Consider the following 22,751-nt stretch of genomic DNA (forward strand, 5'->3'; position numbering starts at 1 on the left):
CAAGCATTCCCTTCCAATCATAATGTAAAGTTATTTGATAGAACGATTTACATACTAGTTTCTCTTTTGACATGTTGGTTCATGATTCTACCTTTTTGTATATATATATGCCACCAACCAATTAGAACTGAGATTAATGAAATCCCACAAGCCATAATTAAAATAATTTCTCCACTTAATTTGAGTAAAAGAAATCCAGCTAAAATTACACCTAATGGCTGAGCCATTGTTACTCCTGAAGCAATAAATCCCATAGTACTTCCAAGATGTTGATTCGGTATTATTTGTTGAAGTTCGGTTTGATATATTATTGATACAGGAGCGGCGAATAAACTAAATAGACCAAATAATACAATACTTATTATGATTGAGTTTGTCATAAGACCGCCTATTGCACCAAATATTGTTGAGAAAACATAGAGAACCATTGCTATGTTAAAATTTATTCTGTTTACTTTATATGTCATTGCCGCACCTAGTAAAGTTCCAATTCCCATTACTGTAAAACAAATTCCTAATGCAGCAGAACCGTTGAATTTCAATCCAGAAAAAAGATTTGGCAACAAAACATCCATAATCATAACAAATGCCATGTTGGTAAATATTGAAGATGCAATGGCACTAAATATCCACCGCTGGTGATTTAATATTTTTATAGTAGATTTGAACGCATTAATTACCCCTCTAGAATTTGATGGTGATTCCGTTAATTTAACAGTAAGGAACAGAAAAATATAACAAGCTAATGATATAATGGCCATAAAAATTGCGACGGCCATAGCTAAAGAGAATCCTCCTATCAAAAGGAAAACACCCGCTAAACTTGTTCCTATAATAGCAATACTTTGTGTGACAATACTAATAATACTATTAATAGATTTTAGCTTTTCTGGTTGAGCCAAGGACGGAATTAGTGTCCTTTCAAGAGGCGTTAATATAGCGGAAGAGATGCCCATTAAAATTACAATTACAGCATAAATCCAATATCCCATTCCTTCTGTTGAAAGATTAAGAAGACCCGCAATTAATAAAAAACAATGTGAAATTATATTACAAATACTTGCTGAAATTCCAAGAGGAATTTTTTTCATTCTATCAACTGCTATACCACTTAACATCGTAAATAAAATTCCTGGAACATAACGAAATGCCATAAGAGACCCATATATTAGTGGTGATTGAGTTATATTAGTAAAATACCATGCCATGGCTAAAAAGACTAAACTGCTTTGAAATGATTGAACTCCCATTGCAATGATAATAGAATTTATTTGTTTGTTCATTGTTTTTGTACTAAAGAAAGTTCATTTTTAATCGCCTTACTCACCATCATATCTTCCATGAATTGCCAACCAAACCATTGGTAGGGAGTATTTTGAATAAGCTGTTCGATCCAAGAAAAAAGAGGTAAGATAATGCTCCCTATTTCAGTATAATTAAGAGTAGGACCAAGATGTAATTCATATTTTTCATTATATGTCATTGCTATAGGAATTACTTTACTTTTACATAAACGACCTATATGTTCAACTCCCATTGGAACATATACTTTTTCTCCCAACAATTTTAATTCAAAGAAAGTTTTATCTTCTGATGAAGAAATTTCAGGATATATTATAGGGTAATTTCCATTGTTATAGCCACGAATAAGTTTTCTTAAAATCCATATGTCTGGAATTTTCATAAATTCCACCTGAACATTTGGTAAAATATTATTAATGCTACTATTAACACTTTCTGCATCTATGTACCCTGATGCTAGTATATGTGATTCTGGTTTAATAAAATGTCCGAGAATATGAGGTACTAACATATGTAGTCCAAAATGTGGGATTACAAATATACATGGTTCTTTAATAATTTCTGAAAGATTAGGAGGAATAGATATAAAAGATTTACTTATCCCCTGTTGTTTCAGCATTCGTAAGAACCATGCCCAATGCATTGGACGATATGCTAGGAATTCTTTGTATTTTAATATCATTTGTTCATTTTCATTAACAAATGTCGAATAAGTTTTAGGCGTGTTCCAATCTTCTGGTTTTGAACATAGATGCAAAAAGTCCTCTTTATTTAATGTTAAAAGTTCTTCTATATTGTTACTTAATTCTGGAAAACTTAGATCTTTGATTTTTCCCATATTTCATCCCTCACTTTATAACATTCTGGCATAGCGTCGTATTTGTTTAATAAAACTCTTTGAGCATAGCATCTACAAGTTTGCATTGTACAATCTCCATGGAATTTACAACCTATGCAAGCAGTTAATTCATCTAACTCCCAGCCCCCACGATAAAAATCCCATTTTCGACTATTCCATGCAGAAAGAACACCACCTTCATCTTTTACATTAGCAATAATTTGTGATGTATCACCTATGGATTCTGTACAAGGATAAATATCTCCATTTGCTCCAATTGCTAATAAGTACATTCCTTGCGGCCCAACATTGGGTGGTAATTCGAAATCATTATCTTTATTTTTAGGGCCTGGATAATAATAAGTCTGAAATTCAATTTTAGTAGAAGGATATTCTTTTGTTATTTGTATTACTTGTTTATGAAAATAATCTAATTCAGACAAAGTAAATTGAAAATAATCAGGGTTTAAACTAGCCCTTCCAGATACAGATGCTGGGTGAAAACTTATTCCATTTGCCCCATTTTCTATACAAGCTTCTACAACTTTTCTAACTCCATCAGATTTTACACAATCCGGAACTAATACTGATTCAACAATTACATAAAATTTATCTTGTGCAAATCGCTTTAAAGTATCCATAACGCGTTTATATGAACCTTTTCCACGCATTTGATCATGATAAAATTCATCACCATCTAAGGAGAGGTGTATTTGTAGCCCTCTTTGTTTTTTTTCTTTTACTTTTAATAAAGTTTGATAAACTTTATCACTTACTCTATGACCATTAGTGAAAAATTCAAAAAAACATCTTAAGGTACCTGCATGTTCTAAAATTGCACATATATCTTTTCGGGTTGTTGTTTCTCCTCCTGAAAAAGCGAGCTCTATAACGCCTAAATTGTCTAATTCAGAAAACAATTGAATTACCTCATCAGTATTAAGTTCATCAGAAATATCTACAAATGGAGATGATTCTCTTAAACAATGTTTGCATGCAAGATTGCATCTCATAGTACTAGTTATATTAACCTTTGTAGGAAATGTCATTGGTGTATATTTAAAAGAAGCGGGTGGTGATATTTTTAAGTTTGAAAGTGGCTTAGTAACATTTTCTTTTTTACTGGTTTTTAAAATTGTATTTCCTAAAATCATTTCATTAATAAACTGATTGAATTCCTCCCGTTGAGGTAATTCATTTAGTTCCATAGCGCGCTTATGATAGAACTCCCAGGCGTCCTCTATAGTTCGTGATTTCGAAAGGTATACTAATAATTCAAAGGCTGCTGCTGAAAGGAATTCTGAATGTCTAGTTTTAGCATTATAAAAAAAACGAGCTTCTGAATTTATATAGTGATGCTCATCACGTAATATAACATCCTTAGAAAGGATTATGTACATTATTCTTTCCTCCTTACAGAATATATTTTTAATTATTTTTTAAATCCACTGGGAACTAAGTAGCCCCAGTGGATTTAAAAGTTATTATGTCTAATAATGTTTAAATTTACTATTTTTGTGGTGACGGTGGTTTTTGACAGCCACAGTTGTTAAAAGCTGGTTGTGTTCCATGAATTACACTTGTGTTCTTTTTCATACTTTTCACCCCCTTCAAATTATTACCTATAAAATAACATTTTTTATAAAAAATGTAAACTAGTAAACATGAATAACAAATAGAAAATTCTGATTAATCAAACCGAAAACATATATTCGGATTTTAAAAATAACATTTATTGGATAATATGTTAAGACTAAAAAACATATAAATTATTGCTAAATATAAGTCTGAAAATTCTGTTTTTTTATTTTATAGCGCCCTATAATTTAATAATTCCTTACGACAGCACGAAATACTTTTCGTCTATAGAACCAATACACTCTATACTAACCAAGTTTCTTGTAATTGTTAATAGAATTGTTTTATCCTCATTTCAAGGAGGAAATAACTAAGTAGTTTCTAGTTTTATAGTACGAAGCGTATTTTTAACATTAAAGAAACAAAAATAAAAACCCCCAGTTTCTCTAAATTAAAATTGAGAAACTGGGGGTTTTTATTTAAAACAAGTAACTTATTAGTAATCCTGCTGATAATAAAAAGCCGAAAATCGTATTTGTCATCGCTGTTGATTTCATGGCGATGCGCATATATCCGGGATCCTTTGCACCTTTTTGGAAACTTTGAATGGCAGAGATTGGTTTTCTTAAACCTAGGAACATCACTAATGCCCAAGGGCTTATATAACCCATCAATACAATTACCGCAATCCATAAATAAGCAACGAAAAAGGCTACAGCTAGTGTTACTATTGCTTTTTCTCTCCCAAGGAGGATTACTAATGTCTTTCTTCCACCTTTAATATCTTCTTCAATATCTCGGATGTTATTTGACATGTTGATTGCACCGACTAAAATTCCAATTGGAATGGAAATCAATACACTTTCAGTCGTTATCGTATTCGTTTGAATAAAGAAAGCAATAAGTACAAAGCATGTCCCCATTAACAAGCCAGAAACTAATTCTCCAAACGGAGTGTACGCAATTGGTAATGGACCACCTGTATATAAATAGCCAACCGCCATTCCGATTAAACCGATGACGACTAACCACCAGCTACTATTCATACAAATATAAATTCCGATAAGTGCAGCTAGTACATATAATAAAAGTGCGACTGTTAACACATTTTTTGGTTTCAATCCATGACGGACAATTCCGCCACCAATTCCAACAGAATCAGCTGTATCTAATCCACGTTTGAAATCATAGTACTCATTAAATAAGTTCGTCGCTATTTGCAATGCTAAACATGCAACCATCATCGCAATAAATAAAAGCCAATCAATTTTGGCAACATAAAGTGATGCCACTGTTCCTAAAATTACAGGAGAAAACGTCGCCGTTAACGTATGCGGGCGCGTCATCTTCCATATTAATTTAGCGGAACTAATTTCTTTCTCTGTCCCCATAACTCTGTTCAATCTCCCTACATTTAAGTATAAATTACTAACAGTATCTTTCTATCTGTTTTCTGCCACGTATCCATTATATCAAAAAATGAATTGGTAATAGAACTGTAATGCTCTTGCTTATCTCTCCATCACTCTTAAATTCAGTTTTTCAAAAGAAAGCCCGTTGCTCACATTCGAACAACGGACCTTTTTTATAGTAACCAATTTAAAACGTCTTCAGCAATCTCTTCTGGTCTATCCCAGTGCATTAAACGCTTATCTTCAAGTATAATCGATGCTATTTCATGTAAGTTAATGACTAGATTACACCTTCACGCCCCTCAAATTAATATAGTTTAATAATTGTATGATTCGTTTATCATATGTGTGATGTTTCAAAGTTCTATCCAGTCCATTTTTTGCTATACGTTTTCTTTCTTGTACATGTTCCAAATAATACTCTGCTTTTTGTATAAACTCCGATGCACTATTAAAAGTTTCTATTTCAACACCTGGTATGTAATGTTTTGCTACATCTGGACGTATATCAGTTAATTGAAAAGAACCTACGGCATTAATTTCAAACGTCCTATTATTTACGGAATACGCTTGAATATTTGCAGAGTTACAATTCAATTCCTGATCAATTAGTGAACGATGCAAATTTATATTGATTTTAGTAGATACGTAAAAATGTAACGCATCTTCATACTTTGCAAGTGGCAAGATTTGTATTTTATCCTTTAACCTTTCATAACTCTTTAAATTCTCCCAACCGAAACCTACAATTTTTATATTTTTTTCTGCTAAATACTCTGAAATAGAGTCAACAAAGTTAATTCTATTTTCAAATGCGGTTCCTATAAAACTAAGATCATACTTATATGTATCTTCTTTAAGAGAAGGTTTAAACACATCTTGATTTGCTGCTAACGAGAGATGAAATACATTCTTACATCCTATCCCTCTATAAAACTTGATACAATTTAAATCTTGCGTAAATATGTAATCATAATACGGCACAAGATGTTGTGTTACATCCGTATAATAAGGATCATCTGTCAGCCAAAGTCCAGTAGTAAACCCTGCCTTTTTTAAGAATGGCATAATATGATTAAATTCTTCACTTAAACCGCTTAATACCAAAATAAAATCTGGTTTCATTTTTAACGCGGTTTTTATAGCTTTTTCTGGACTCACCATACTTGTATCGCTGTTTATCTTTTGTAAACTATTCAAAATTGCTGCTTCGATCATTGGATAATAAAAAGGAATTCCTGATTGAATAAATAAAATTTTCTTAGGAGTATTGTCTTTCATGTCCTTCCTCCTATACATATTTTCTCATCCTCAAAAAAGCACTTTATATTCTGGGTTTAGCTAAGGCCCTTTTTATGTAGGCTCTGCAATCTTTATTCATTTTCATAACATCCTACTTTATATTTATAAGCATCGTTTATGTCCATTATGTGGAACTTTCCTTATTTTATAGGCTGATGGGATTTGGGGAGGTGTCACAAAGGGAATAAAGTTAGGTTATATTCAGCCAAATTATTAAACATAGAAAATGAGCATATAAAAGAAAGAGCCTACTCGTATGAATTGGCTCTTTCTCTTTTACAATATCTACAAAAATATGATTAAGCGAATAAAAAATTATTCCCACACAACTCCCCGTCGCTCATATTCCATTCTATATTCAACAGCAGCTGCAATTTTAGAACTTGCGAACTTTTCCGTAATCCAAAGTCCTAAATCAATTCCTGAAGTAACTCCCCTTGCAGTAATAATAGCCCCTTGATCCACAATTCTGTAAGGAAGAAGTTCTGCTCCATATTTATTCATTTCACTCTGCGCCAAATGATGCATTGTTGCCTTTTTATCATTCAATATACCGGATGCAGCTAGTAGCATACCTCCTGTACAAACACCAGCAACAATCGTTCCTTCATTGTGCATCTCTCTAATCATTTTGGTTAAAGTACCAAGCTCTGCTTGCTTTCGTGCCCCGTGCTTCGCTTTATGATTCCAGCCACCACCAGGTACAATTAACAAATCTGGACGATTATCCATTCGTAAAAAATCATGTAATTGAACCGTAACTCCGAACGAGGTAGTAACTTCTTGTTTTGGTTCACTTGAAACGAATTCAACTGTAAACGGAGCCCCTTCTTCTATCGCTCTTTTCAGTACCTCAAACGGTGCGAAAGAAACAAGCTCACCAAAGCCATCAAACAATACAATTTGTATTTTCATTTTTAGAACACCTCATATGGTTTCTTATTTGAATCCCCAATTAGGAGAATACATGTTATGTACAAATTAATAATGAAGATAGTCTTTCTCCCCTCACTCTATAAACTTCCAAATGTTCTTCTAATTTCCTCTTATCACTTATTACACTTAGTGTTTTCTTCACAAAATTCCAATTTAAACTACCGGATAACCATAGTAACGAAGAAAGTCTTTTGTAATCATTTGATGTTACAATATTATGAGCCTTATACCCTTCTAAAAATGCACTAGCAACACTTGAACATACTTCATGCGAATGTATTCCTTCTGTTCGAGAATACCACTTTAGTAAAAAGGCTAGTCCTTCAATACGATCAACATATCCAATCGATTCGGCATCTACAATTCCTTTTACCTGCTCACTTGAGTCCCATAAAACATTCAAAGGATTTAAATCTGTCTGTACGATAAACTTTAATTCACCCGTATATGCACACTCTATATGATATGTAGCTAGCTTTATATACTCCCGTAATTCTTTGCATGCGCTTGCCTTACTTTCTAACATATGAATAAACTGGGCATACCCATCCAAATGTGATTTCTTTTGAAAAATCGAGCTTTGAAATGCGCAAGATATGTCATGAATCTTTCTTGCTTCCTTTCCAAAGGCTTTTGCGATAGCTTCTGTACAATGTGTAATATGTTCTCCCTCAATCCAATTAGACAAGACAAATCGGTATTGTCTCTCATTCCAAGCGACAAGTGTAAATGGCTCCCCTGCCCTATTCTTGTTTATCTGCATAAAAGGAATTCCATGTTCGCGTACATAATACGTAAACCGTACTTGCTCTATTAGTTGTTTGTTTGATAACGCTCCAAAAGCTGGATTGATCGTTCGCTTGCTACCTATAAACCTTGCGGAATACCGCTTTCCATTTACCATTATTTTATAATGCAGATCCGTATTCCAACTATCTTTATGTAACACTTCTTCCACTGCTAGTGAATGAATTTCTTTAAAATAATTCATTACTACATTTCTTATTATGTATTTCACCCCATTCTCTCCTTCCATACAAAAATTAGGATACATGCAATTCATTGCGCTTCCCATAACAAAATTTATTTCACTTAATTAAGCATAGCTAGGATATTTCAAATAGGAAATAGAATTATAGAAAATAGTAGATGGGAGGCATATTATTGAAGACCTTAAAATTCGGTATAATTGGAGCATTAAGTATCACCTTATTAATTGGATGTACAAGTAATTCAAATGAAACGAAAGCTTCCAACAAAGAAGCATCCACAGCAGTGAAAGAAAAAGAAATTGTATATGAAAACGTTATGTTTGAACAAAAAGAAATGAGAAAACTTGAGATTAGTCGCGTAAATTCAAAAGGTGTTTACAACGTCATAAATAATGAAAATATAAAAACAATTTTCACAAGTATGGAAAGCGCAGAGAAAAAAACACTCCTTCTAGATCAAGAGGCAAAAAACTATATACATTCAAAAATGAAGGTTACTTATCAAGATAATTCTATACAAGAATTCTTTGTTTGGATAGAGTCTGATAGTGACATCGTAATAGCAAAAGCGAGCGATGAAACACACGGTGAAGGTTATGATTTAAGTGAAGATAATTCTAAAAAAATCATTCAGTTTTTCGAAAAGGCATCCCAGTAATAATTACACAATAGATGAAATATACAGTAAAAAAAGAGTCAATCTCCTATGCAATAGAAGATTGACTCTTTCCTTTATTTATAAAAATTGTTTCATACATTGAAGCTCAGACTACTCTTTTTCCTACCAGATCATCAAATCCCAAATAAACATGTGAGGGTATAGTTGGGAACATATAATCGGTATGACGAAAAAGAGTAACTATTATTACATCATCCTTATTTAAAACTCAACCAAGCATCCGCCCAGTCTGCATGATCATTTCCGTTACCGTTACCAGCATCATCAACGACTAGTTTTAATTCTTTCTTACCTATAAGATCTACATCAACAAATTTTGCTGGCGTATTATAGTACATTGTACCGCTATTAAATACTTCGGCCCCATCAAGCAGTACTTTAAATACGACCGAACCGCCTTTACCACCAGGCTCCTGGTCGATTCCTACATATGAATGAAATCGTTTGTAAGTTGCATTTGATATGTCGTACGTAATTTCTGACTTCGAATGAGTACCGATCCCTTTTTTATACGTAATCGGTCCTGTCGTTCCGAGTAATGAAAGTGGGTTTTTATCAGTGCTTTTATCTTTTTGAACCGTTGCCCATCCAGCTGTTGCTTTTACCCATGAAATGTCACTAAGATAGATGCCGCCGGAAGCAACTTGCACTTTCGTTGATGTTACCACCGCATTCCCCAATTTTACAGAAACTCCAACTTCTTTTACTCCTTTAAACTCGGATGGCGGAGTTATAACAAATGAATACGTCTCCTCTCCTCCTGCCGGCAATTGAAAGTCTGTCGCTAATGGCTGTGCATTCCAGCCTTCTGGTAATTGCAATTCAATTTTTCCAGGTGTCACTTTTTCCTTTATTTCATTTTGGACCTTTACCTTTAATGTAGTCGAACCACCTTCACTACTAATTGGATTTGGGTCAATATTTGCCGAAATTAATTTTACTGCTGGCGTTACTTCTATTTGATTGGATTTACGAATCGTCCCGCTATCTGTAGTTACCTCCGCTTCAATGGAATACTTATTGGCAACTATATCAATAGGGACAGGTAAATCTACCTCAATTGTTTTCGATTGCCCTGGTTCAACGCCTTCAAAAGCTACTTGAATCGGTTTCACATTCCAGCTCTCTGGAGCCTTTATAACCACTTCTCCAGATGAAGATTTCAACGTACCAAAGTTTGATAAGTTTGCCTTTACCTTAACTGTATTTCCTGCTGTTACACCGTTCGGAGATTCTAGATCGAAACTAAGCATAGACTCAATTTTATACTTTTTACCTGCTTCCGTTTTAAATGAAATCGTATCGCCATCCTTCGTAAATGGCACCGGTGTATTCGTACCGACTCTTGTCACAGTAAACGATGTATTGAACATCGGACTTTTTAACTTTACATCGTTTCCATGATCAGAAGTCACCTGAATAACTGTAGGCGTGCCATTTTTCCAATCCGCATCAATCGTAAATGCACCGCGTGCTCTTAATCCTTTATAAGAACCGTCCTTCCACTCTTTCGGAAGTGCAGGCAATAGTTGAATAGAGTCGGTATGGCTTTGAATTAACATTTCAGCAATTCCTGATGTTGCGCCAAAATTCCCATCAATTTGAAACGGCGGATGGGTATCAAATAGGTTGCTGAGCGTACTTCCAGTAAGTTGCCCTTGCAGGATTTTATACGCATGGTCACCATCTAACAAACGTGCCCATAAGTTAATTTTATTCGCTTTACTCCAGCCTGTTCCCTCGTCACCACGATGGTTTAAAGTAACTTTAGCTGCCTCTAGCCATTCTGGTGTATTGTGATTAATCATACTTCCTGGATATAGCGCAACTAACTGGGATATATGCCTATGCGTTTCACCAGGATCATCTATATCGTCCTTCCACTCTTGCACCTGACCATATCTACCAATTTGAATTGGCGGGAATAATTTATCCCTTTTCGCCTTTAACTCATCCCGAAATACATTATCAACCTGTAAAACTTCACTCGCTTCAATTACATTAGAGAACAATTCATATACTAACTGTTGGTCAAAGGCACATCCATTAGAAATGCCACCAAGCTCTGGAGACCAGCACGGAGAAACAACTAACTTCTTATTTTGATCTTCTACTAAAAACTTACTATGAAACACTGCCGCTTCTTTCAGTATCGGATAAATCTTTTCTTGTAAGTATTGTTTATCATCCGTAAACTTGTAATGCTCCCAAAGGTTTTGACCAATAAAGGCATTCGCACTAGGTGCCCATCCCCAGCCTAATCCCCATCCAGGCGCAGTAAATCCAAATGGATTATTCATCGTGTTAACGGTCCACCCGCCGCCTGTAACACCAAAATGTTTTTCTGCTGAAACCCTTCCCGGTTCTCTCAATGAATCAACATAATCCATTAATGGCTCAGCTGTTTCAGACAGATTTGTCACTTCTGCAGGCCAATAATTCATTTGGAGATTAATATTAAAATGATAATCACTTTCCCACGGTGGTGTGTTCGAATTATTCCATACTCCTTGTAAATTTGCAGGAAGCGTTCCTGGTCTTGAAGAAGAAATGAGCAAATACCTTCCATACTGGAAGAATAGTTCTTCTAAATACTTACTGTTTTCTTTACTGTAAGATACTAGTAATTCATTTGTTGGAACGGATGGTTTTTCTCCTCCTAAATTTAAAGAAACACGATTAAATAAAGAGTAATAGTCTTTTATATGTGTATATTTTAAAACCTCATAACTCTTGTTAGAAATAGCGGACATAATTTTTTCAACCTTTTGATGTGGATCTTCCCCCTTATAACTCGGGTACTTATTTTCATAATCAGTAGCTGCAGTCATAATAATTGTTAAACTATCTGCATTTGCTACTTTAAATTTCCCATTCTCTGCTGTTAATGTACCGCCTTCATTCAGTACTTTAAATTCCGATTCATATTTCATTCCATTATTCGCTATTTGTCCTTTTATCGTGATTTTGTTATCTTTGGACGTTACTTGCCCTCCCTGTGCACTCGTTGGTCTAACATCTAATGAAAGCTGTTTCGATTCACTAGCAGTTAAACGCATGACCATAACGCGATCAGGATAACTTGCAAAATATTCCCTATTATATTGAATACCTTTATAGCTATAGGACACCGTAGAAATTCCCTCATTTAAATTTAATTCCCTGCGATAATTGGAAAATGAAGACCCATCTGGCATATTAAAATCTAAGTATATGTCCCCGAAATTTTGATAGGAACCAAAGCCTTTTTGGAGGCCTGTGAGAAATTGCGTAGATTCCCTTTCTGCTCCTGATTTATCACCTTTTGATAACTTTTCTCTAATGCTACCTAAGTGACTCGCTGCCCCATCACGATTTCCGTACGTATACTCACTTGTACTGCTTGGTCCACCAGTCCAAAGCGTTTTTTCATTAAACTGAATACGTTCTTGTTGGACTCCCCCAAAGACCATTCCACCCATATAGCCATTACCGATTGGCAATGCTTGTTTTTCCCAATCTTTTGCTGGCTCGTTGTACCAAAGTGATAGTTTCTTTCCCTCTGGTTTTGGATTTTCAATCGTAATAGGTGATGTTGCCTCTACTTTACTAAACTCTCCCGTGCTTCCTAAAGAGAATAATAGAGTACCAAAAAGCAATCCCCCCGTTAATAAGCTTTTAAGTTTCAAATTTCCATCCCCTTTTGAAAAGCGAATGTAAAATGTCCCCTTCTGCAGATTGACTTATTCTATTCTCCCAATGAAATTCGCAATTCTTTTATATGGAAGTGTAATAGACCAAAGTATTCGCCTATTACACTTCTTTTTATCCCTTTTCACAAGCGAAATAATTATCTAGTAAATGCTGCGGTTACACCACCATCAACTGTAATCATACATCCCGTTGTTTTATCTGCCTTTGAGGAGGCAAAGAAAGCAATCGATTCAGCAATATCCCTCGAATAAATATTAACTAATAATGTTGTACGTTTACGGTAATGTTCCTCTAATTGATCAGGTTCGATACCATATGCTGCGGCACGTTCTTCGCGCCACTTTGAACCCCAAATAGCTGACCCTTGCAACACCGCATCGGGAAGAACTGAATTTACACGTATGCCATACTCACCGCCTTCAGCTGCAATACATCTCGCTAAATGCGTTTCGAGTGCTTTTACAGAACTGTATGCCGAAGCATTTTTTCCGGCATACACAGAATTTTTCGAGCCGACAAATACCATATTCCCGCCAATGCCTTGCTGTTTCATTTGCTTGAACGCTTCACGCGCCACTAAAAAGTAGCCTGTTCCAAGTACGTTCATATTTAAATTCCATTCTTGAAGTGTCGTTTCATCGAATGGACTAGACGTCGCAAGTCCTGCATTATTCACGATACTATCAACGCCTCCGTAAGTAAGAGCTGCCTGCTCAAATGCCGCCTTTACTTCTTCTTCTTTTGTTACATCCATTTTCACAGCAGTAGCACGACCTTCGCCGTACTTCTCGTTAATTTCAGCCGCAACTTTTTCTGCCCCTTCAAAATTCAAGTCAGCAAGCACGACATGCGCACCTTCTGAAACGAGGCAGCGTCCCGTTTCACTTCCAATTCCGCCAGCACCACCTGTAATAAAAACAACTTTGCGAGAAAATTCCGCTTCAGCCGGTGCTAACGATAATTTATACAGCTCTAGCGGCCAGTACTCCACATTGTAAGATTCATTTTCATTTAAAGAAACAAAACGTCCGAGCGTTGTAGCACCTTTCATTACCGAAATCGCCCTATGATACAGCGCACCACTTACTTTTGACATCGCCACATTTTTACCGGTATTCACCATACCGATACCAGGAATTAAAATAACGCGAGGTGCAGATTCAAACATTTTGTCTCCTTCGTATTTGTTACGTTCAAAGTAAGCTTTATACTCATCTTTAAAGTTTGTAACACCAGATTTAATACTCTCTATTAATCCGTCTACGTTTTTTGTTTGCGGATCCCAATCAATATAAAGAGGACTGCGCTTTGTATGAACTAAATGATCCGGACAAGCTGCTCCAACTTGCGAAAGCTCTCGTGCATCGTGGCTGTTTACAAATTGAAGTACTTCATTTGTATCATCATAAGATAATAACATTTTCTTTTCGTCGCTAACTGCCCCGCGAATAATCGGCATTACTTTTGCAAGAATGCTTCTACGCTCTTCTACTGAGAGTGTTTCGTATTTTTCACCTCCGAATACAGTATTTTCATTCACTCGTTCATTGATGTATTGTTCTGCCTCATTAATAACTGCAATTGTTCTTTCATAGCTTTCCTTCGCCGTATCTCCCCAAACGACTAGGCCATGTTTTTCCATTAACACGAGTTCAGCATTTGGATTATTTTTCACACCTTCTGCAATCATTTTAGATAACGTAAATCCAGGACGCACATACGGAACCCAAACGAAACGATTGCCGTAAATCTCCTCCGCAATTTGTCTTCCATTATGTGCGCAGCAAAGACTAATAATGGCATCTGGATGTGTATGATCCACATGTTTAAAAGGTAAAAAAGCATGTAATAATGTTTCGATAGATGCACGTGGATGCTTACTGTCAATCATACAATGAGCTAAATACTCTACCATTTCTTCATCTGACATTTCTTCACGCTCCATTAATAAGCGAATGTCTTCCATTCTTAAACCTGTAAAATTTTGTGCTTTCATCGTTGCTAAATCGGATCCACTTCCCTTAACCCACATCACTTCTATATCGCGGCCGCGGAAATCTTTTTCAAATGTCTTTACCGATGTGTTTCCGCCTCCCCAATTACATACAGCACGGTCTGTTCCAATTAAATTTGAACGATATACTAATTCGTCTACTCCTTGCGATAATTGTGATGCCTTTGTTTCATTCCATAAACTGTTAACCATCTTTTTACCCCCGTTGTTTTTTTATTGTTCTATTATTTCGGATACGAAAATAGTGTGTATCCGTATGTTCAAGAGTTTCCTATTACTTGCGATTTTTTTAAACACTACAATTGTTACACTTTCATTCCAATGCAAAAAAATATGCTCTATAGTAACCCCCCGACGTACGATCAGGGGGATTTTTCACTTACTGATATAATGGACCAAAGTTTTGGCAGGCACGGTAATCTGCAGCTTCTGGATCTTTTGTTCCGAACATCCCCCATGCACTCGGTCTGAAGATTTCCTCTTCTTTGACGTTATGCATATTCACAGGAATTCGGAGCATGGAAGCAAGAGTAATTAAATCACTGCCAATGTGGCCGTAGCTTATTACACAGTGATTAGCACCCCAATTATTCATTACTGTGTAAACATCTTGAAAGGCACCTTCTCCCGTTAAATTTGGCACAAACCAAGTTGTTGGCCAAGTTGGATCTGTTCTCCCATCCAATACGTCGTGAACCTCTTCTGGTATTTCAACCGTATAGCCTTCTGCAATTTGTAAAACAGGTCCTAATCCTTTCACAAGGTTGAGGCGAGCTGCTGTTACAGGCATATTTCCTTTTGTTAAGAAATCGCTCGAGAACCCGCCCCCGCGGAAATATCCTGTTGAAGCTGGTCGCCAGGAAGTAGCTGCCAAACATTTTTGCGCTTCTTCCTCTGTAATTTCCCAAAATGGTTTTATAGCAGGCTTTCCATCTTTCGTTTGTTGTCCTGTCCCATCAAGTGCAGCTGAACCGGAGTTAATCATATGAATAAATCCATTTGCCGCCAATCCTTCAGGTTTATGTCCTGTCACGCGTTCTACTGCCTCTGGGCTCCAATACGTTCTTACATCTGCAAAAACTTGAGCTGTATTTGTTAATAAATGACCAAATAGCATCGTAACTCCATTTAAACTATCATTTTCAGTAGCCATAATGTATGGCGGGCGAATTCCGTTCCAATCAAATGAGGAATTTAAAATCGTCTCCATAAAATCACCATTCGGGAAATGATCCGTCCATTGACGCTGGCCTTGGAAACCTGCGGAAATCGCGTTATGCCCTAGCGCTTCTTCACCATAACCAAGTTCCTCTAGTTTCGGATTTCCAACCATGAGATCTCTTGCAATTAACGTCATTTTCACGCTAGTTTCCCAGTCTTTATTCTTTTGCTCCCTTGATCGTTGCATCTCTTCCGCATTATTATCTGGACCTTCTGGGCAATACTCCTTCACCCAGTTTAAAGCTCTTTCATATTCTTCCTTATCATAAATCTCTTCATCTATCCTTCTGACAAATTCGGTCATATCAATATATTCATTTCTCATTCCTAAATAATCTTGGAAAAACTCGGGGTTAACGGTACTACCGACAATCCCCATAGATACAGATCCCATCGAAAGATACGATTTTCCTTTTAAAGTAGCAACGACAAGACCAGACTTTGCAAATTGAAGTAATTTTCCCTGCACATCTTCAGGAATAGATGTATCACTTAAATCTTGCACATCTTTCCCGTATATGCCGAAAGCCGGAATACCCTTTTGATTGTGGGCAGCTAAGACAGCTGCAAGATACACTGCCCCTGGACGTTCTGTTCCATTAAATCCCCATACTGCTTTTGGAATGTCTGGATTCATATCCATCGTTTCAGAACCATAGCACCAGCATGGTGTAACAGTAATAGAAACACCAACTCCCTCTACCGCAAATTTTTCAGCCGCTTTGGCCGCTTCCGCCACACCGCCAATACATGTATCAGCGATGACACATTCTACTGCCTCGCCATTATAATGACGCAAGTTTTCGGTTAGTAGATTTGCTACCGATTTTGCAAGATTCATCGTCATATCTTCAAGAGATTCACGTACACCATTTCTTCTGCCATCAATCGTTGGTCTAATTCCGATTTTTGGTAATGTATTGTAAAATCTATTATGAACTGTTTTCATTTTAAAGCTCCCTTCTTACTACATTGTTATCGATTATTTCAAGAAAACGGCCGTATGCTTCCTGCCATTCTAATTGATTTTGAGGTTGATAATGTTTAACAGGAAACGAGTTTTCAACAATGTCTCTACCTTCCTTTAAATCCTTTATTTTTCCTAGCGCGATCCATTGCGATAATGAATTTCCAATCGCACTCGCTTCAACTGGCCCCGCTACAACAGGGCGGTTAGTCGCATTTGCGGTAAATTGACAAAAAAGATCATTCTGAATACCACCGCCGCCCATGTGGATGACTTCTATTGACTTACCAGTTAACACTTCCAGCTTCTCTAACACCCATCTGTACTTGAATGAAAGACTCTCCAAAATACAGCGGAGGAAACTCCCTTCCGTTTCAGGCGGCTGTTGACCACTCTTTATACAGAAATCTCGGATTTGTTTTAGCATATTTTCCGGATTGAAGAAAGAAGGATCATCTGGATCTATGGAATGTGCAAATGGCTTTGTATTTCGAATCAACGTTTCTTCTTCTTCGTAAGTAAAAAGCTTGCCTTCTTTTGCCCAAGTCCCCCTACATTCTTGCATGAGCCATAACCCCATAATATTTTTAAGTAGCCGAAACTCTCCATCTGCCGTTCCTTCATTTGTAAAACCCCATTCCAAAGCCTGTTCATTAATGACTGGATCCTTCACTTGAACTCCCATTAAGATCCATGTACCACAACTCATAAAAGCTGAATATTCTGACTTTATAGGCAATGCGGCAAGAGCACAGGCTGTATCATGTCCTGCACCAGCAATAACTTTAACAGGCTTCATGCCAAATTCATTATGAATAGAAGAGAGTGTCGGACCGAGAGTTGTTCCTGGCATCACAATATTTCCCATGATTTCTTTAGGTAGCTTTAACTTAGTCATAAGGGCGGTATCCCAATTATGCTCATGAATGTGAAATAATGATGTCGTTGTACTAATCGTATATTCATTCGCCTTTTCGCCGGAAAATAAATAACTCAATAAGTTTGGTGTTAATAATAGAGTTTTTGCCTTTTCTATCAAATCTGGGTTATTCTTTTTTATCGTATAAAGCTGGCAGATCGTATTAATTGTTGCTGGCGTGACTCCCGTTCGAGAGAACAAAACATCCCTCGGAATGACTTCCGTGATTTCTTTTAAACTATCATTTGTATGCGGATCTCTATAAGAATAAGGATTGCTAAGCAATTCTCCTGTTGCAGAAAGAAGTCCGAAATCAACGCCCCACGTATCGATAGATAAACTTTCGATCGACTTATGACCGTTTTGAATACTTTTCCCTATTCCATTCTTCATTTCTTGGAAGATCCTTAAAATATCCCAATAGTAATGACCAGTTGCGTAAATAGGGCGATTGGAGAACCGGTGAACTTCTTCAAGATAAAGGCGTTTCCCATCAAATCCACTTACCATTAAACGCCCATTAGATGCACCTAAATCAAAAGCCCAAACTTTTTCCATTCCTTCACACCCCTCGGAAACACTTCAATTACTCCGCATCTTTTAATAGTTGTAATCTATATTTCTCAGAAGATAGATTTCTTAATTCGTGACATTCTTCCTCTGTCAAAATTCTTGGCACGCCCACCGTCGATGCAATCGTATATACTTTGGCCGCTTCTTCTAGAATTTGCATTAGAAAATATGCTTCTTTCATTGTTTTACCAACCGTAAGTACTCCATGATTCCTCATTACGACTACATCATTTTCTTCAATCACATTTGATACAGCGTTAGCCAATACTTCTGTAGTCGGAATCATATATTCAAGATAAGATACGCTTTTGATCATTGCTGGAAAATCTGGGAATAGACTCGGAATGGTATGACCAGTACATGATACACCTACCGAATAACTTGGATGAGCATGTAAAACAGCTGTTATATCAGGACGTTTACGAAAACATTCCAGATGCATTAATATTTCAGAAGATGGTTTTAAATCATCCAATATCTCACCAGTTTCAATATTGACACGTACCCACTCGTGGTCTTCTATCTCTTGCAAATCAAAACCGCTAGGAGAGATATACATCATATTTCCGTCTCTCATACTTAAATTTCCACCTGCTCCTACTACAAGACCCGTTTGGACAATCTTATTTGCATATAATTTCAAATCATTTATTACACTCAGCAATAGTATGCACCTCAGTTTCTCTCTTATTTGCACCGCTAGTTTCGTTTTAGATTTTATTGATATAGGACTTCCTTAATCTTTGGATCATCAATGTTCTTTTTATCGTACCAATAGAAACCAGTGTCAATTGTTTTGGATACTTGTTTCCCATCTAGGTTCTCAACAGCTGCTTTAACAGTTTCATAACCAATTCCAATTGGATTTTGCGTAATCGCACCTGCCATTACTCCGCTCTTAATCGCATCAATTTGTAGTTTTCCAGAGTCAAAGCCAACTACTAATACACTCTTTTTGTTCAATTCTTTAACAGCATTTACTACCCCTATCGCAGAACCTTCATTTGTACCGAAAATACCTTTTACATTTGGGTGCGCTTGCATAATTGCCTTAGCAGCGTCAGTCGATTTTAATTGATCGCCACTACCATATTGAATATCGACAAGTTTAATGTTCGGATACTTTGATTTGAGTGTATTTACAAAGCCATCTCGACGTTCAACACCTGTTTTACTTGTCTGGTCGTGAGCAACTACTGCTACTTCTCCTTTTTCACCAATTAATCCAGCCATTTTCTCAGCTGCAAGAGCTGCCGCCGCTTTATTATCTGTTGCTGCTGTTGCTACAGGTATATCTCCCTCAACACCTGAGTCAAATGCGACAACAGGGATTTTTTTGTTTTTTGCTTGTTCTAATAAAGGAAGAGCTGCCTTAGAGTCTAATGCCGCAAACCCAATCGCATCTGGTTTTTTATCAAGTGTGCTACGGAGCATTTCAACTTGTTTATCCACCTGCGCTTCCGTTTCAGGACCTACAAATGTAATATTCACCTTATACTCATCTGCTGCTTGCTCAGCCCCTTTTTTAACTGCCTGCCAAAACTGATGCTGGAAACCTTTTGAAATAATCGCAACATAGCGCTTGCCGTCATCTTTTGCAGGAGCATCACTATCCTTACTTCCCGTGCTTGCATTATTTGAAGAACACGCTCCCATAAACATTGAGATTGCGAGAATTGATGATAAAACGATGCCCTTTGTTGCTTTTTTCATCCAAAACTCCTCCTATATATTGTTTTATTTTAAAAACAGTATCGCAGTTAATTCTTTGCTTTTTTGTTTCGTAACACATCTGCGTAAACTGCCAATAAGATAACCGCTCCAACAACTACTGTTTGCCACTCTTGCGGTACAGAAAGGATTTGAAGACCATTTGTTAACACACTCATAATTAATGCACCGATAACAGTACCAAGAATTGTTCCTTTACCACCACTTAAAGAAGTTCCTCCGATAACGACTGCTGCGATTGCTTCCAATTCATATCCCGCTCCTAAAGCTGGCTGGGCAGAATTTAGACGAGATGCCATTATGATCCCTGCAACACCAGTAAAAACACCTGCAAGCATGTAGATAATGATTTTCCACTTATCAACATTCACTCCTGAAAGCCTAGTTGCTTCTTCATTGCTTCCTAGTGCAAATGTATACCTTCCGATAATCGTTTTATTTAAAATTAAGCTTGCGAAAATAGCCATTCCAAAAAAGATGAAAACAGCATTCGGAATTGCAAAGCCAGGGATAATAGAACCCATCGCAATTTTGTTAAAGCTTGGTATAGAAGTGAAATAAATTGGAGTGGCTTTCGAAATAACAAGTGCCAATCCTTTCGCGATCATCATCATCGCTAACGTTGCAATAAATGGAGGAATCTTCAATTTTGCAATTGCAGCTCCAGAAATTAAACCTACTACGGCACCTATTAAAATACCTCCGAGTACAGCTACCCAAACTGGTAAACCTAAGTTGACAGCAAACACGCCTGTCATAACCGAAGACAAGGTTAGTACGGTTCCACAGGATAAATCAATTCCACTTGTAACGATAATCATCGTTGCCCCTAAAGCAAGGATGCCTGTAACAGCTGTTGATAAAAAGATGCCTATAATATTATCAAATTGCAAAAAGTTAGCTGAAGCAATTGAAAAAATGACAACAAGTACAATTAAACTTGCAAATGCTAGAAGCTGCTGAAGAGCATTTGTATTCATCCCTTTACTCATCTTCCCTTCAACTGGAAGTTCGACTACCTTTTGTATTTCCATTCTTGTTCACTCCTTTATCATCCGTTAGTATCCATTACATAATACGTTTTGTTGCAAGAGTCATAATCGCTTCTTGCGATGCTTTTTCATCATTTTTCAATTCTCCTGTTATTTTGCCTTCACACATGACAATGACACGGTGACTGATTCTTAAAATTTCAGGAAGTTCCGAAGAAATCAGAATAATAGATTTTCCTTGCTGTGCTAAATCATGTAGTAACTTATAAATTTCGTCTTTTGCCCCAATATCAATCCCGCGAGTAGGCTCATCAAAGATTAAGATATCTGAATCTCTAGTCAACCACTTTCCTATAACAACTTTTTGCTGATTCCCTCCTGAAAGATTTTTCACTAATTGATTACCTGATGGTGTTTTTATTTTTAACCTCTTAATTAATTCCTCAGATTGTTGATCCACTTTCGATACATGCATCCAGCCGAAAGGTTTCACATAATCTTTCATCGATGCCATTGCAATATTTGTTTTTACATCCATCCCAACTAAAAGGCCAAACTGTTTTCGATCCTCAGATAAATATCCAATCCCATGTTGCACTGCATCAGAAGGATTTTTAATATTCTGTCTTTTTCCTTTAATAAAAATCTCCCCTGAATCTAGTGGGTCTGCCCCAAATATAGCACGGGCTACTTCTGTTCTTCCAGCTCCCATCAATCCAGCAAAGCCAACGATTTCCCCTTTATACAGTTCAAAACTTACATCCTTTATCGTTTTCCCTCTCTTTAAATTTTTTACTTCAAACACCTTTTCTCTCGATCTCTCTTTCATTTCTGGTTTTTGATTGTTATCAATTTTCCGTCCAACCATCATCGAGATAATTTGTTCAATCGTTGCATCCTTTGTATGCATCGTTCCTACATATGTACCGTCTCGCATAATCGATACACGGTCCGTAATTTTCTTTAGCTCTTCCATACGGTGAGAAATATAAACAATTCCTACACCGTCCTCCCGTAATTTCCGAATCATCACAAATAATGCATCGATTTCAGTATCCGTTAAAGCTGCTGTTGGCTCATCCATAATCAATACTTTTGAATCAAAAGAAAGAGCTTTAGAGATTTCTACCATTTGTTGTTTCGCAACTGTTAAATTGCCTACCAATTCTCTTGGGTCTAGATGAATGTTTAACCTTTCAAATAGTTTTTTTGCTCTGTTATTTAGTTCTTTTTCATCCAAAAAAAGATTAAATAGCCCTTTAGGTTCTCTTCCAATAAAAATATTTTGGGCAACTGTTAAATGCGGAGCTAAATTAAGTTCCTGATGGATTATACTGATTCCAAGTCTTTGTGCTGCTTTTGTATCGGGAACCTCGATTTCTCTTCCTTCGTATGCAATCGTTCCAGTATCCCTTTGATAAATCCCTGTTAAAATTTTCATTAATGTAGATTTTCCGGCTCCATTCTCTCCCAAAAGTGCGTGAACTTCGCCTTTTTTCAATTCAAACCGCACATTAGAAAGCGCTTGCACTCCAGGGAACGCTTTACTAATTCCATCCATTTTCAGTAGCAATTCACTCATCCTATCACCTACTACCCTAT

The 22,751-nt window shown here is 36.6% G+C and carries 16 protein-coding genes; 1 reads left to right on the forward strand and 15 read right to left on the reverse strand.

Annotation, left to right across the window (positions count from 1 at the left end):
• Nucleotides 1–47: 47 nt before the first annotated feature.
• From RCJ96_RS16990 to RCJ96_RS17020, 7 genes are all read right to left on the reverse strand, one after another.
• Nucleotides 48–1,283, reverse strand: a complete 1,236-nt coding sequence (locus RCJ96_RS16990) for an MFS transporter (RefSeq protein WP_416504079.1) — start codon at nucleotides 1,281–1,283, stop codon at nucleotides 48–50.
• Nucleotides 1,280–2,140 carry an LpxL/LpxP family acyltransferase gene (locus RCJ96_RS16995; protein ID WP_074611040.1) on the reverse strand — a complete coding sequence of 287 codons (861 nt, stop codon included), beginning with the start codon at nucleotides 2,138–2,140 and terminating at the stop codon, nucleotides 1,280–1,282. Before RCJ96_RS16995 ends, RCJ96_RS16990 begins: the two co-directional genes overlap by 4 nt.
• Nucleotides 2,119–3,540, reverse strand: a complete 1,422-nt coding sequence (locus tag RCJ96_RS17000; RefSeq protein WP_242303686.1) for a radical SAM protein — start codon at nucleotides 3,538–3,540, stop codon at nucleotides 2,119–2,121. Before RCJ96_RS17000 ends, RCJ96_RS16995 begins: the two co-directional genes overlap by 22 nt.
• Before the next feature lie 657 nt (nucleotides 3,541–4,197).
• On the reverse strand, nucleotides 4,198–5,109 hold the full coding sequence (gene menA / locus RCJ96_RS17005) for a 1,4-dihydroxy-2-naphthoate polyprenyltransferase (protein WP_074608335.1): 912 nt from the start codon (nucleotides 5,107–5,109) through the stop codon (nucleotides 4,198–4,200).
• A 306-nt stretch (nucleotides 5,110–5,415) separates the two neighbouring features.
• Complete coding sequence (locus RCJ96_RS17010) at nucleotides 5,416–6,411, reverse strand: CgeB family protein (RefSeq protein ID WP_242303685.1); 996 nt, start codon at nucleotides 6,409–6,411, stop codon at nucleotides 5,416–5,418.
• A 336-nt stretch (nucleotides 6,412–6,747) separates the two neighbouring features.
• Nucleotides 6,748–7,347, reverse strand: a complete 600-nt coding sequence (locus RCJ96_RS17015; protein ID WP_087932059.1) for a DJ-1/PfpI family protein — start codon at nucleotides 7,345–7,347, stop codon at nucleotides 6,748–6,750.
• Between the two features lie 55 nt (nucleotides 7,348–7,402).
• Nucleotides 7,403–8,386 (reverse strand): phosphotransferase, encoded by a 984-nt coding sequence (locus tag RCJ96_RS17020; RefSeq protein ID WP_416504078.1) that lies wholly within the window; start codon nucleotides 8,384–8,386, stop codon nucleotides 7,403–7,405.
• 146 nt (nucleotides 8,387–8,532) lie between these two features.
• Here RCJ96_RS17020 and RCJ96_RS17025 point away from each other — a divergent pair, with 146 nt between their 5' ends.
• Nucleotides 8,533–9,018: a hypothetical protein gene (locus RCJ96_RS17025; protein ID WP_416504077.1), complete on the forward strand. Its 486-nt coding sequence runs from the start codon at nucleotides 8,533–8,535 to the stop codon at nucleotides 9,016–9,018.
• Nucleotides 9,019–9,236: 218 nt separating this feature from the next.
• Here the strand turns inward: RCJ96_RS17025 and RCJ96_RS17030 are convergent, their stop codons facing one another.
• The 8 genes from RCJ96_RS17030 to RCJ96_RS17065 form a co-directional block, all read right to left on the reverse strand.
• Nucleotides 9,237–12,707, reverse strand: coding sequence for a glycosyl hydrolase family 95 catalytic domain-containing protein (locus tag RCJ96_RS17030; RefSeq protein WP_446699821.1), 3,471 nt, complete (start codon nucleotides 12,705–12,707; stop codon nucleotides 9,237–9,239).
• Between the two features lie 161 nt (nucleotides 12,708–12,868).
• Entirely contained in the window at nucleotides 12,869–14,938 is a 2,070-nt protein-coding gene (locus RCJ96_RS17035; protein WP_416504075.1) for a bifunctional aldolase/short-chain dehydrogenase, read from the reverse strand.
• Nucleotides 14,939–15,125: 187 nt separating this feature from the next.
• Nucleotides 15,126–16,916: an L-fucose isomerase gene (locus tag RCJ96_RS17040; protein WP_074608327.1), complete on the reverse strand. Its 1,791-nt coding sequence runs from the start codon at nucleotides 16,914–16,916 to the stop codon at nucleotides 15,126–15,128.
• A gap of 1 nt (nucleotide 16,917) precedes the next feature.
• On the reverse strand, nucleotides 16,918–18,411 hold the full coding sequence (locus tag RCJ96_RS17045) for a rhamnulokinase (RefSeq protein ID WP_416504074.1): 1,494 nt from the start codon (nucleotides 18,409–18,411) through the stop codon (nucleotides 16,918–16,920).
• A gap of 28 nt (nucleotides 18,412–18,439) precedes the next feature.
• Nucleotides 18,440–19,090 carry a class II aldolase/adducin family protein gene (locus tag RCJ96_RS17050; RefSeq protein ID WP_000953728.1) on the reverse strand — a complete coding sequence of 217 codons (651 nt, stop codon included), beginning with the start codon at nucleotides 19,088–19,090 and terminating at the stop codon, nucleotides 18,440–18,442.
• Nucleotides 19,091–19,143: 53 nt separating this feature from the next.
• Complete coding sequence (locus RCJ96_RS17055; protein WP_446699822.1) at nucleotides 19,144–20,139, reverse strand: substrate-binding domain-containing protein; 996 nt, start codon at nucleotides 20,137–20,139, stop codon at nucleotides 19,144–19,146.
• 47 nt (nucleotides 20,140–20,186) lie between these two features.
• Nucleotides 20,187–21,191, reverse strand: coding sequence for an ABC transporter permease (locus RCJ96_RS17060; RefSeq protein WP_080493734.1), 1,005 nt, complete (start codon nucleotides 21,189–21,191; stop codon nucleotides 20,187–20,189).
• 34 nt (nucleotides 21,192–21,225) lie between these two features.
• Nucleotides 21,226–22,731 (reverse strand): sugar ABC transporter ATP-binding protein, encoded by a 1,506-nt coding sequence (locus RCJ96_RS17065; protein WP_242303680.1) that lies wholly within the window; start codon nucleotides 22,729–22,731, stop codon nucleotides 21,226–21,228.
• Nucleotides 22,732–22,751 lie beyond the last annotated feature (20 nt).

The sequence above is a fragment of the Bacillus sp. BSL6 genome, assembly GCF_052928345.1.